Origin of the sequence: Agrobacterium tumefaciens, from assembly GCF_005221385.1 — a bacterium.
GTDB lineage: Bacteria > Pseudomonadota > Alphaproteobacteria > Rhizobiales > Rhizobiaceae > Agrobacterium > Agrobacterium tomkonis.
Window position 1 is genome coordinate 1,114,640 of the sequence record NZ_CP039904.1, and the last position, 13,227, is coordinate 1,127,866.

Genomic DNA, 13,227 nt, shown 5'->3' on the forward strand with positions numbered 1-13,227 from the left:
TCCATGGCACGGTTTTTCATAGACAGACCCATTTTTGCCTGGGTCATCGCAATCATCATCATGGGCCTCGGCGTCCTGTCGATCATGAGACTGCCGATCTCGCAATATCCCTCGATAGCCGGTCCATCCGTGGTTATCGGCGCGACCTATCCCGGTGCATCCGCCGAGACGGTTGCGGATACGGTGGTGCAGATCATCGAGAAGGAAATGACGGGCCTTGACGGGCTGCGTTACATCGACTCGTCGACGACATCGACGGGCCGCGCCACCGTGACGCTCACCTTCAATCTGGGCACTGATCCCGATATCGCCCAGGTGCAGGTCCAGAACAAGCTGAGCCAGGCCGAAGCGAGCCTGCCTTCGGAAGTGACACGCCAGGGCGTGACGGTCGAGAAATCGACAACCGGCTTCCTGATGGTGATCGCGCTGATCTCCGACGACGGGGCCCGAAGCGCCATCGATCTGGCCGACTACCTGAACTCCTACATGGTTGAACCGATCTCGAGGCTGAAGGGCGTCGGCAAGGTCGAGGTGTTCGGATCGGAATATGCGATGCGGATCTGGCTCGATCCGCAGAAGCTGAAATATTACGGCCTCTCTCCCACCACCGTCATCAATGCCATCAGCGCCCAGAATGCGCAGATATCGGCCGGTGCCTTCGGCGCAATGCCGGCACCGGAAGGCCAGCAGCTCAATGCCACCGTCACCGCGCAGTCGCTCCTGAAGACGCCGCAGGATTTCGAACGCATTGTCTTGCGTGCCGATACCGATGGCGGGCTGGTGTTGCTGCGTGATGTCGCGCGGGCGGAACTCGGAACCGAAAACTACGAAATCTCCAGTTTCTATAACGGCAAACCGTCGTCAGGCATGGCAATCCAGCTGGCATCCGGCGCCAATGCGCTTGAAACGGCGGAACTGGTGAAGGCGAAGATGGCCGATCTCGGCGCATTTCTTCCCGCCGGGGTAAGCTATGTCATTCCCTATGACACGACGCCGTTCGTCTCGCTTTCCATCGAGGCAGTTATTCACACGCTCATCGAAGCGATCGTGCTGGTCGTGTTCGTGATGCTGATCTTCCTGCATAATTTCCGCGCGACGCTGATCCCGACGCTGGCCGTGCCGGTGGTTCTGCTCGGAACCTTCGGCATCATGGCGGCGCTTGGATTCTCGATCAACACGCTCACCATGCTTGCCATGGTTCTGGCGATCGGCCTGCTGGTCGATGATGCGATCGTGGTGGTGGAAAATGTCGAGCGCATCATGCGAGACGAACATCTCGATCCCGTCGCGGCGACGAAAAAATCGATGGGAGAAATCCAGGGCGCGCTTGTGGGCATCGCCATGGTGGTTTCCGCCGTCTTCGTGCCCATGGCGTTTTTTGGCGGCGCGACAGGGGAAATGTACAAGCAGTTCTCGGTGACGATCGTCGCGGCCATGGCGCTCTCGGTGCTGGTGGCCCTGATCTTCACACCGGCGCTCTGCGCGACGATGCTGAAGGCCCATGACCATAATGCAAAGCCGGGCCTTGCCAGCCGTTTCAGCAACTGGTTCGAGCGCAATTTCTCATGGCTGACGACAAGATACGGCAATATCGTCAGGGCTTCGGCAAAAAGGCCGGTCCGGATGTTCCTCGTCTACCTGCTTCTGGTGGTCGCCATGGTCTTCCTTTACCAGAAGACGCCCACCTCGTTCCTTCCCGATGAGGATCAGGGAACCCTGCTCACCATCATCCAGACGCCGCCCGGTTCCACCGCGCAAAATACCGAGGCGGTTCTGGGCAAGGTGGAAAACTACTACATGAATGCCGAAGCGCAGAACGTCGAGGCTGTCTTCTCGGTTCGTGGTTTCTCCTTCGCCGGTCAGGGCCAGAACATGGGCATGATGTTCGTCAAGCTGAAGGACTGGGAAGAACGCAAGGGTAAGGACGACTCTGCCCAGGCCATCGCCGCGCGTGCTTTCGGGCCTTTGATGGGCGGCATCAAGGAGGCGATCGTGGTTCCGCTGGTGCCGCCGGCGGTCACGGAACTCGGCAACTCCAACGGCTTTACCGCCTTCCTGCAGGCGCGTTCCGGCCAGAGCCATGAGCAGCTTCTGGAAGCGCGCAACATGCTGCTGGGGCTGGCGGCGCAAAGCCCCAAGCTCATGGCCGTCCGGCCGAACGGTGTGGAAGATGCTTCCCAGTTCGAACTCAACATCGACTGGGGCAAGGCCGGCGCCGTTGGCCTCAGCGCAGCGGATGTCGGGTCGTTCCTGACCACCGTCTGGTCGAGTTCCTATGTGAACGACTTCCTCTACGAGGGACGCATGAAGCGCGTTTATGTGCAGGGCGAGCCCCTGGCGCGCACCGGGCCGGAAGACCTTGCTCTCTGGCGGGTACCGAATGCGAATGGCGATTTCGTCGATCTTTCGACAATTGCCAGCCAGAACTGGGTCTTCGGGCCTCAGCAAGTCAGCCGTTATGACGCTCTTCCTGCCATGTCGATCGAAGGGTCGGCCGCTCCGGGTTTTTCCTCGGGTGAGGCGCTGGCGGAAATGGAGGCGCTTGCCGCGAAACTGCCGCCTGGCTTCAGCCTGCAGTGGACGGGAATGTCACTTGAGGAAAAGGATGCCGGTGCCGGTGCCCTTCCCCTCTATGGGCTGGCATTGGCGACCATGTTCCTCTGCCTTGCGGCGCTCTATGAAAGCTGGACCATTCCCGTTGCGGTTCTGCTCGCCATGCCGGTCGGTATCCTCGGTGCACTTCTGGGCGCATGGATCGGTGGACAGTCGAACGGCGTCTATTTCCAGGTGGGTCTTCTGACGGTGGTCGGCCTGACGGGCAAGAACGGCATCATGATTGTCGAATTTGCGCGGGAGCGAATGGCGCAGCTTGGCGAAAGCGCATTCGAGGCGGTCTGCCAGGCGGCGAAACTTCGCTTTCGGCCGATCCTGATGACGTCGCTTGCCTTTGGTCTCGGGGTCATCCCGCTCGTCATATCGACGGGTGCCGGTGCCGGCGCGCGCCAGGCTATCGGCTTTGCCACCTTCTTCGGAACGGTGACGGGGACTTTGCTGGCGATTGTTTTCGTGCCGGTTTTCTTCGTGCTGATATCGGGGATATTTAGCCGCAGGAGCGTAAAGGCGGCTGAGCCGAAAACCGTCTGAGGTCGATGCATTCCCGCCCCGCCGTGACGAGTTACGGCGGGACGGCGGTTTGCTTTTGCCGGGCTGGTCCATGTAGAAAGCAACGGCGAAATTCAGTCATGGGAGTTTAGAGACGTGAGGAGAACCAAGGAGCAGGCGGCGGAGACGGGCCGCCAGATCTTGCAGGCGGCAGAGACCCTGTTTCTGGACAAGGGCTACGACAATGTCAGCCTGGAGGAAATCGCTGCTCTTTCCGGTGTGACCCGGGGTGCGATTCACTGGCATTTCAAGAACAAGCACGGGCTTCTGCTTGCTCTCAGAAACGAGGCGCAGGAACCGTTTCGGCGATTTGCCGACGAACTTTCCGAAGGCCGCAGCTCCGCTTCCATCGAAAAACTCGGTGATATCATAGCCGATACCTTCAGGATGCTGGAGCAGGATCCCCGTCAGCGCGGTCTGCTGCGGGTGATGATGAGGCTTGATATCGTTCTGGCGGAAAAGGATGAGGCCGCACAAAACACGTTTCCCGAGGAAATGCATGAATTGTTCGTGCGCATATTCAGGGCAGTCGAGCGAAATCCCGGAATGGTGAAGCCGTGGACGCCGGAAAAGGCGGCCTCCATGCTTTATGCGGCTATGGGCGGTCTCATTACGGAATGGGCGTTAAGGAAGAGCGTCTTTACGCTCTCCGAAGACGGGAGCCTTCTGGTTACGACTTTGCTGGCCGGAGTTCAGCAAAAACACCAAGGCCTCAACTGAACCGATCCTGACAAAATCACGGCAGGCAAACCACGTCTGACATGCGCTGGTGAAGGAAGATGACTAGGTTCGAATTTACAAACGTTTTGTATGTATATATAAAGGCATGGCTACTGTTGCCCCGGCAAGCAGGGCTGGTTGACCGTTACGATCTCGAAAGCGAACCGGTTACCCAATGGAGGAGGCGGTTCCGAAAATGATGCAGGATCGGGAAAATGTTTCGCGCCAGTCTCTTCCCATTCGCGGTAGTCTGGCTGTTTGCACAGGTTACGGAGATTTCGCGCCTGCTCCGTCTTCGATAAACATGGCTCTGACGTATCGTCCCCCGCAGTCAGGGCCAGTGATGTCCGCAACGCTCATTGCCGGACATCGGACGGGGCACGTTTTTCCCCACCAACGTGCCCCGTCGTTTCTCCCGCGGCTTCGCCGTCTCATCTGCAGTGGACGGGAGGTCGGTCAAAACCGTTTCAGGAAACCGTCCGACTGGCTGAGAGTGGTCGCGCTTGGCATCATTCTGGTCGATTTCGCCGTGTTGTCCCTCGCCAACAGGTTTCTTGACCGGAACTTCGAAGGTTATTTGCCGGGCCTCGGACCAATGCTAGGCGGATTGCTCTTTGCAATCATCATCATGCGGCTTGCGCGTCCCGCATTTTATCCGGACTGGATCGCGATCGGCGCCCTTCAGGCAGCGATGGGATGTATCGTCTGCGTCGATGAGGGCCTTCGATCGTCCGTGGCCTTTCTGCTTTTCTGCTGTCTGTTTCTTGGTCTTTCGTTATTGCGGCTCTGGACTGGAGAAACGATCCGCCCCCACCGGGGGGCTGCATCCCTGCTGGCAGGCGGCTTCACCACCCTCTTCTTTGTCGCATGGCTGGTCGCGGATCGCTCCTTGGGACTTGGAGCGGGGCCGGACATCATTCTGGCGGCGGATCTTCTGGTGGCGGGTTTCACGATGGTGGCGTTCGGACTTTCGCTGCGATCTGGCAAGGGCAAGCATTAAGGCAATGCAAGAGCTTGATGCGTGGACGCACAAGCGAACCCTGTCGATCCGATAAAAATCGCGATCCATTTCCTGCGGTGTTCATGCCGAGGCTGAGTTGATTGTCGGCTCACACCCGCCTGCCGCTCCTGTGCCCAGCTAATATCCCGCACCTAACCGGTGCGGCCTTGCGATCAGGCAGGGGGCTGCGCGCATTCAAAATCTTCTCCAGCGGTATATTTACTTTTATAATTATATAATGCAGATTTGCCCTATTGCTCGGAGGGAGCACGAAGTCTGTTGGAGGAACACATGCAAAAATTTATCGGATTTGGCTTTGCCGCCGCGCTCGCGGTTGTCGGCTTCGCCGTAACGCCCGTGAAGGCGCAGCAACTGGAATTGACGATCACCGCGCCGGCAGGGGCAGGTGGTGGCTGGGATGCGGCATCGCGTTCGCTTCAGGAGGTCATGATGACGACAGGCGCGGCCAAGAGCGTGCAGGTCGTCAACGTGCCCGGTGCCGGCGGCACGGTTGGGCTGGCGCAATTTGTCGGTCAGGCCAAGGGCAACCCTAACCAGCTGCTGGTTGCCGGCATCACGCTGGTCGGCGCCAGCATTTCCAACAACTCACCTGTCGATCTGACGCAGGTCACACCCCTTGCCCGCCTCACCGGCGATCCGCTCGTGATCGTCGTGCCGAAGGATTCGCCGATCAAGACGATGGCCGATCTGCAGGCAACCATTGAGAAAGATGTGGCCAAGACCATCTGGGTCGGAGGCTCGGCCGGCGGTGCGGATCATATTCTGGCGGCTCTGGTGACCAAGGCATCCGGGCAGGACCCGGCCAAGATCAATTACGTTGCCTATTCCGGCGGCGGTGAGTCGCTCGCAGCCATGCTTGGCGGGCAGGCGACGGCAGGTGTCTCGGGCTACGGCGAATGGGAAGGCCAGATCAAGTCCGGCGATCTACGAGCGCTTGCAATATCCTATCCCGAGCCTATCCCGGGCATCGAGACGAAACCTCTGAAGGCCCAGGGCTTCGATATCGAACTCGTGAACTGGCGTGGCGTCTTTGCCGGTCAGGGTGTCGAGGGCAAAGAGCTTGAGGCATTGCAGGCGGCCATTGAAAAGACCGTCAAATCGAACGAGTGGCAAACCGTTTTGAAAGCGCGGGGATGGACCGACTATTACGCGCCCTCTGACGAATTCAAGGCCTTCATCGGCTCTGAAACCGAACGGGTCCACGCGATCCTGACATCCATCGGTCTTGCCAACTGATCTGGCCAGCGCGGGAGGCGGAGAGACCGTTTCCCGCCCGTGAGGAATATCATGACATCCAAAACATCTTCGCTGCGCAATCCGCCTGCGGTGGTCGTTGCCGTCATTCTGTTTGCCATAGCGGTCATCACCTATTGGGATGCAAGCGGCATGACGGCGCGGGCGACCTATGGCATGAGCGCGAATGCCGCTTCCTATTTTGTCGCCCTGCTGTTTTTCCTCCTGTCACTCGGGCATCTGTTCAGCGCTTTCAGGCCGAGTGAACTGGAGGATGAGGCAACCGACTGGAAGGCTGTGGGCTGGATCGCCATTGCCTTGTCAGGCCTGATCGGTGCGATCTGGTTCGGCGGTGGTTTCATTCTGGGGTCGACGCTGCTTTTCGCTTTCACTGCCAAAGCATTCGGGCGCAGGGCGTTGGCCGTGGACCTCTGTCTCGGGGCGATCATCGCCGTCGTGATCTTCCTCATGTTCAACAAGCTTTTGACCCTCGCGCTGCCCCAGGGGCCGCTTGAGCGTCTGTTCTGAGGTGATCATGGATTCGCTTTTCGCCCTGTTCCAGGGGTTCTCTACCGCAATCGAACCCGCAAATCTCATCTTTGCGGCCGTGGGGGTCATCATCGGTACGGCTGTCGGCGTGCTTCCCGGCATTGGCCCGGCACTGACGGTCGCCCTTCTCCTGCCGGTGACGTTCAAGCTTGATCCCGGCGGCTCGATCATCATGTTTGCCGGTATCTATTATGGTGGCATGTATGGCGGGTCGACTACAGCGATCCTGCTCAACACGCCGGGAGAAAGCGCCTCTGTCGTGACCGCACTTGAGGGCAACAAGATGGCGCGGGCGGGTCGCGGCGGCCCGGCGCTTGCGACGGCTGCGATCGGCTCGTTCGTGGCTGCGCTGGTAGCCACTTTTGGCCTGGCATTCCTTGCGCCCATTCTTGTCAAGGTCGCCGTCCAGTTCGGTCCGTGGGATTATTTCGGGCTGATGCTGATTGCTTTCGTTACCGTTTCCGCGACATTTGGGTCGTCGCCGCTCAGGGGGCTGACGAGCCTTGCTTTCGGTCTGTGGCTCGGCCTGATGGGCATCGATCAATTGACCGGGCAGGCGCGCCTGACCTTCGGTGTGCCGGAGCTTCTGGACGGTGTGGAAGTCACGACGCTGGCCGTCGGCCTGTTTGCGATAGGCGAGGCAGTGCTTGTCGCGTCCCGTCACCTCCACAAGCCGGAAAAACCGATCCCCGTCAAAGGATCGATCTGGATGACGCTTGAGGACTGGAAACGTTCATGGAAGCCGTGGCTGCGCGGAACGATAATCGGGTTTCCAATCGGTGCACTGCCTGCAGGCGGAGCGGAGATTCCGACCTTCCTCAGTTACAACATCGAGCGGAAGCTTTCGAAAAAACCAGAAGAATTTGGCAACGGTGCGATCGAGGGCGTAGCCGGTCCTGAGGCCGCCAATAATGCTTCGGCTGCCGGTACGCTCGTTCCACTGCTCACGCTTGGGCTGCCCACCTCCGCCACGGCCGCCGTCATGCTGGCGGGATTCCAGCAGTATAATATCCAGCCGGGTCCGCTGCTCTTTACGCAGCATGCGGATCTCGTCTGGGGATTGGTTGCCAGCCTGTTCATTGCCAATGTCATGTTGCTGGTGCTCAACCTTCCGCTGGTTGGATTGTGGGTGCGCCTTCTCGCCATTCCGCTGCCATGGCTTTACGCGGGCATCCTCGTCTTCGCCTCGATGGGAACAATCGCGGCCAATCCTTCCGTTGTCGAATTGCTGCTGCTGACCGGATTTGGCGTTGTCGGCTTTTTCATGCGGAAATTCGATTATCCCGTCGCGCCGGCCGTCGTCGGTCTCATCCTCGGGCCATTGGCAGATAGCGCCCTCAGGCGCTCGTTGCAGATGAGCCTTGGTGATCCCATGATCCTGCTGCAACATCCGAGTTCGGCGACGATGATCGCCTTTGCGGTGATTGCGCTCGTTGCACCCTTCCTTTTCAAGGGGCTTTCCCGCTTCCGGCAGGATGAGGATTGAACAGTGAGGCGGCGGCCCGTTCGGGCGGCCGCCTGTTGCTTTGAGGCCGGGGATCATACAAGACTGGGCAAAATTACAGAGCGAGCCCCATGGTACGGAAAAGTCTTACGCCGCAGATCGTCGGAAACGTGATTGAATTCATTCAGACGAATGGGATCGGCAAGGGCGAGCATCTTCCTCTTCAAATGCTGGCTGACGCCTTCCGTGTCTCGCGTGCTCCCATCATGAGCGCTCTCAAGCAACTGGAAACCCAGGGCGTCGTGCGGGCAGAGCCCAATCGCGGTTATTTCCTGGCGGTAGACCCCGGCGGTCTTCAGGATATGAAATCCGCAGGTGTTGAAGACGGCGAGGGCGACGAGGCGATCTATTTCCGCATCGCCGAGGATCGCCTCGCCGGCAAGCTTGACGAGCGCATGAGCGAAAACGAACTCATGCGGTTTTACGATCTTCCGCGTACCAAGCTGCTGAGGGTCCTTCGGCGTATTGCGGAAGAAGGCTGGATCGAGCGCCTGCCCGGCAATGGCTGGGCGTTCACGCAGGCGCTGACGTCGAAGAAGAGCTATGAGGACGGTTACGCCTTTCGCGCCGTGATCGAGCAGCAGGCCATGTTGCTTCCGAGTTTCGAGCCCAATCCCGAAGGTCTAAAGCGGGCGCGGGAGGTTCAGACGCGGCTGCGTGACGGCGGATATGAAACATGGTCGCGCGCCGAAATCTTCAAGGCCAATAACGAGTTTCACGAGATGCTCGTCGCCTGCTCGCAGAACGAATTTTTCCTGGATGCGATCAGACGTATCAACCGCCTGCGCCGGCTTCTCGAATATCACATCACCATCGACCGCAGCCGCCTGCCCCGGCAGACGGAGGAACATCTGCAAATTCTCGACCTGATCGAACATGGTCGCCGGAACGAGGCCGCTGCTTTTCTCTACACCCACATCATGGGTGCCAGCCGCATTAAGTCACCCAAGGTCTAGATCCCTAACGTCTCGTCACGTTGCGCTGGGATTGCTCGCCTGTTTCGTGTCCTTCACCGCGTGAAAAGACAATCTGTTTATCATCGATCTAATTGCATTTTGTGATTATATTATGTATGTAAATCGCGACTTGCAAAGCAAGCAATGATAACGCCTGCGGGGGATGGCCGTGACGCTCGACCACAACAATATGCGAACGAAATTCGAGATAAACGGCGTCAGCTACGATATCATCGATCTTCCCGCAGAGGCGGGCGACTGTCTGGCGCGCATGCCTTATGTTCATCGGATATTGCTGGAGAATGTGCTTCGCACCGGAGAAGACGACGCTGCACGGGCGAAAGCGGCGATGATCGACTGGCTTGAAACCGGTGGCAGCGAGGTTGAAATTCCGTTTCTGCCGAACCGGGTGCTGATGCACGATACGACCTGCGGCCCGGCTTTGGTCGACATTGCCGGAATGCGCTCTGCGCTTGCAGAAGCCGGGGGCGACCCCGCCCTGCTCAATCCGGTTGTTCCAGTGGATGTCTCGACCGACCATTCCGTTGCCGTGGATGTGTTTGCGACCTCATCGGCGCTCACTCGCAATATGGAGCGCGAATATGAGCGGAATGCGGAGCGCTATAGCTTCATGAAATGGGCGACGAATACGCTTGCCGATTTTCGGACACACCCCCCCGGCACGGGCATCATGCACACGCTCAATCTCGAGCGCCTGGCAACCGTTGTGACCTCGCAGCGGCGCAATGGGATATTGTGGGCCATGCCGGACACACTGATCGGTACGGACAGCCATACGCCGATGATCAATGGCATCGGGGTGCTTGGCTGGGGTGTCGGCGGGCTGGAGGCAGAAAGCGTGTTTTTCGGCATGCCGGTCGCCCTTCGCGTGCCTGACGTCGTTGGTATCCGGCTGACAGGAGCGCTTAAAGAGGGCGTGCTTGCCACGGATCTTGCGCTGGTCATCACGCATCTGCTGCGCCAGATCGACCTGCAGGATAAATATGTCGAGTTTTACGGTCCGGGCGTCTCCGGTCTGACGGCTGGTGACCGGGCGGTCATCGCCAATATGACGCCGGAATTCGGAGCAAATAGCGGTTATTTCCCGATAGATCGTCAGTCTGTCGACTATCTGCTCAAGACCGGGCGCACGCCGGATCACGCTGCCTTCGTTGAGGCTTATGCCAGACGTGTCGGAATCTGGTTCGATCCCGATACCAATCCCCGCTACACCGCAACCCTTGATCTCGACCTTTCGAGCGTCGAGCCAAGCCTTGCCGGACCGTGCCGCCCTCAGGACAGGATTCCGGTCAGCGCAACGCGCCATGCGATCTCCGCCATGAAGAAGGCCGGCACGATTTCCCTGGAAGGTGAGCCGAATGACGGCGCCGTCGCAATCGCGGCGATTACCAGCTGCACCAACACGTCCGACCCCCGGCTCCTGATCGCCGCAGGGCTCCTGGCCCGCAAAGCCAATGTTTACGGTCTGCGCCCACCGCATTGGGTCAAAACCTCGACTGCTCCGGGTTCGCCGACGGCGGAGCGCTACCTCCAGCGTGCGGGACTGATGACCGATCTGGAGGCCGTTGGTTTTGGCATTGTCGGTTATGGTTGCACCACCTGTATCGGCAATTCCGGTTCACTCACCAGTCCGGTTGCAATGGCAATGGCGGAGCGGGACATTCTTCCTGTCGCGGTTCTTTCCGGCAACCGTAATTTCCCCGGTCGGGTTCATCCGCAGCTGGAAGCCGGTTTTCTGGCCTCGCCACCCATGGTCGTGGCTTTCGCTCTGGCCGGCACGGTTGAGCTCGATATCATGAACGATCCCCTGGGCATTTCGGCCGGTGGCACTCCCGTCACGCTGTCGATGATCTGGCCGACCGGTGCCGAGATCGATGCGGCCATGGAGATGGCGTCCAGGGTCGAGGATTTCGCGCCGGCCTATGACGCGGCCGAGGCAAGCAAGGCGTGGAGGGAGCTTCCCGCGCCCACAACGATGCTTTTCCCCTGGGATGAGAAATCGACCTATATCCGCCGGCCGCCTTTTTCCGGCTTCGGCAAGGGAACGAGGCTTGGCGCCTATGAAGCCCATCCTATGCTCGTGCTCGGCGACGACATCACGACCGACCATATCTCGCCCGCGGGTGCCATTCCCGCGACGGGCGACGCGGGACGGCATCTCATTGATCGCGGCGAGAATCCGCTTGATCTCAATGTCTTTTCTTCACGGCGCGGCAACTGGGAAGTCATGATCCGTGGTCTCTTCACCAACAAGACCGTGCGCAATCTTCTGGCGGCCGACATTCCCGCGGGTTCTACCATCCATGCGGGAACGGGGGAAATTCTTCCGCTCTGGGATGCTGCCCAGCGATACGAAGCCGAAGGCAAATCCGTTGTCGTTATGGCGGGTGAGCGTTACGGAATGGGATCTTCCCGCGACTGGGCCGCAAAAGGCGTTGCGCTCCTGGGTGTTCGGGCGGTTCTGGCGACAAGTTTCGAGCGCATTCACCGCTGGAACCTGATCGGCATGGGTGTCCTGCCGTTGCGGCTTCCGGAAGGGCTGAAGCCCGCGCAGCTTGAAATGACCGCCCGCGACACAATCACCGTGGATGCCGATGTCCTGTCGATCGCACCCCGCTGCGCGATACCCGTGACAATCACGCGGCCCAACGGGGTTTCCATCTCTTTCGAGGCGTCTGCGGCGATCGAAACCCGGGCGGAAATCGCCATTTTGCGTGCCGGCGGGGTTCTGCCCCTGATCCTTGAACGCCTGCACCGGCCTTCCGGGGAACGTCAGCGCGCCTGACGTCCCTTTTTGCGGCCCCTTGCGGACAAGGGACGCTCGGCATGCCGCCGATACTCTAATGTCCCGGATGCAGCGCGTCGTTGAGATACATACAGGTGAGCATGGTGAATACATAGGCCTGAATGCCGGCCATCAGGAACTCCAGAGCCGTGATGGCGACCGTCATGAAGAGTGGCGCGATGGCGCCGATTACCCCCAGCGCATTGACGCTGGCGAGGGAGACGACAAAACCTGCGAAGACCTTCAGGGTGATATGACCCGCAAGCATGACCGCAAACAGGCGGACGGAATGGCTGACAGGGCGCGAAATATAGGAGATTATCTCAATCGGCACGATGATCGGCGCCAGGATTGCCGGGATTCCAGCGGGTTTGAACAGGCCGAAAAAACCAATGCCGTGTTTGAACAGGCCATAGAGCGTGACGGTGCCGAACACCATCATGGCGAGGCCGAAGGTGACGATGATCTGGCTCGTTACGGTAAAGGCATAAGGAAACATGCCGATCATGTTTGCGAACAGGATGAACATGAAAAGCGAGAACACGAAGGGAAAGAACCGCATTCCCTGTTCGCCGGCATTGTCACGCAAGGTCTTGGCAACGAACTGGTAAAGCAGCTCCGCGCTCGATTGCCAGCGGCCGGGCACGAGGCGGGCCTTGCCGGTTGCCAGAAGCAGGAATGAACTCGCCAGTGTGACAGTGAGAAACATGTATGCCGAAGCATTTGTGAAGCTGAGGTCGATATCCCCGACTGTAATTTCAACGAGAGGTTTGACTTCGAATTGGTCGATGGGGCCGGCCATGACAGGTCCTTCAGTAAATTGCGACAATGACGGGAATGCGCGGGTGTTCGAGGTCACGGCTGTGCCGGACGCAGGAAGACCGTGCGTGTGGTGGAAAGTCAGAAATAGGGAGGGTGTTCGGTATATCGGCCATTCTGATCCCAAGATTGAGAGTCAGGGCCGTCCCCGGAACGTTTCGAGGCACGGGTCGTCCCGCGCCAGGGCTTTCTAGCCAAATCGGTGGCAGGTGACAATCGTTTTCCAGCAAACGCATCGGCGCGGGAAAACCGGACCAGATGGTTGGCGACAAGAACGAAGATCAAGGCCGCTGAAATTCGCGTCACCCAGCCTGGAGAGCGTTGATTTGCACTTTGTGCGACCGTTTCTGAAATGTCCCGATAGAGCATCCGGGGCGCGTTCCACATCATCAATCCCGTGATCATGGGGCCGTCCCCGTTCGGTTTGAAGCGCGCGGGCCGTCCCGCGTGCCGTTTT

10 protein-coding genes are annotated in these 13,227 nt (G+C 59.2%); 8 read left to right on the plus strand and 2 right to left on the minus strand.

The window, feature by feature from the left end; all coding sequences use genetic code 11:
- Window positions 1-3 precede the first annotated feature (3 nt).
- From CFBP6623_RS20320 to acnA, 8 genes are all read left to right on the plus strand, one after another.
- Window positions 4-3,144, plus strand: a complete 3,141-nt coding sequence (locus CFBP6623_RS20320) for an efflux RND transporter permease subunit (protein WP_046801979.1) — start codon at window positions 4-6, stop codon at window positions 3,142-3,144.
- 114 nt (window positions 3,145-3,258) lie between these two features.
- Window positions 3,259-3,882, plus strand: coding sequence for a TetR/AcrR family transcriptional regulator (locus tag CFBP6623_RS20325; protein ID WP_046801980.1), 624 nt, complete (start codon window positions 3,259-3,261; stop codon window positions 3,880-3,882).
- Between the two features lie 199 nt (window positions 3,883-4,081).
- Window positions 4,082-4,882, plus strand: coding sequence for a hypothetical protein (locus CFBP6623_RS27035; protein WP_210238632.1), 801 nt, complete (start codon window positions 4,082-4,084; stop codon window positions 4,880-4,882).
- Between the two features lie 291 nt (window positions 4,883-5,173).
- Window positions 5,174-6,139, plus strand: coding sequence for a Bug family tripartite tricarboxylate transporter substrate binding protein (locus CFBP6623_RS20335; RefSeq protein WP_046801982.1), 966 nt, complete (start codon window positions 5,174-5,176; stop codon window positions 6,137-6,139).
- 51 nt (window positions 6,140-6,190) lie between these two features.
- The gene (locus CFBP6623_RS20340; RefSeq protein ID WP_046801983.1) at window positions 6,191-6,664 is read left to right on the plus strand and encodes a tripartite tricarboxylate transporter TctB family protein; all 474 of its coding nucleotides are present in this window, start codon (window positions 6,191-6,193) and stop codon (window positions 6,662-6,664) included.
- Window positions 6,665-6,671: 7 nt separating this feature from the next.
- Window positions 6,672-8,171 (plus strand): tripartite tricarboxylate transporter permease, encoded by a 1,500-nt coding sequence (locus CFBP6623_RS20345; protein ID WP_046801984.1) that lies wholly within the window; start codon window positions 6,672-6,674, stop codon window positions 8,169-8,171.
- Window positions 8,172-8,260: 89 nt separating this feature from the next.
- A complete protein-coding gene (locus tag CFBP6623_RS20350; protein WP_046801985.1) occupies window positions 8,261-9,145 on the plus strand; it encodes a GntR family transcriptional regulator in 885 nt (294 codons plus the stop codon).
- Between the two features lie 190 nt (window positions 9,146-9,335).
- Window positions 9,336-11,951, plus strand: a complete 2,616-nt coding sequence (acnA, locus tag CFBP6623_RS20355) for an aconitate hydratase AcnA (RefSeq protein WP_046802001.1) — start codon at window positions 9,336-9,338, stop codon at window positions 11,949-11,951.
- A 55-nt stretch (window positions 11,952-12,006) separates the two neighbouring features.
- Here acnA and CFBP6623_RS20360 read toward each other — a convergent pair whose 3' ends face one another.
- Entirely contained in the window at window positions 12,007-12,753 is a 747-nt protein-coding gene (locus tag CFBP6623_RS20360; RefSeq protein ID WP_046801986.1) for a F0F1 ATP synthase subunit A, read from the minus strand.
- 98 nt (window positions 12,754-12,851) lie between these two features.
- Complete coding sequence (locus tag CFBP6623_RS20365) at window positions 12,852-13,175, minus strand: hypothetical protein (protein ID WP_137002566.1); 324 nt, start codon at window positions 13,173-13,175, stop codon at window positions 12,852-12,854.
- Window positions 13,176-13,227: the final 52 nt, after the last annotated feature.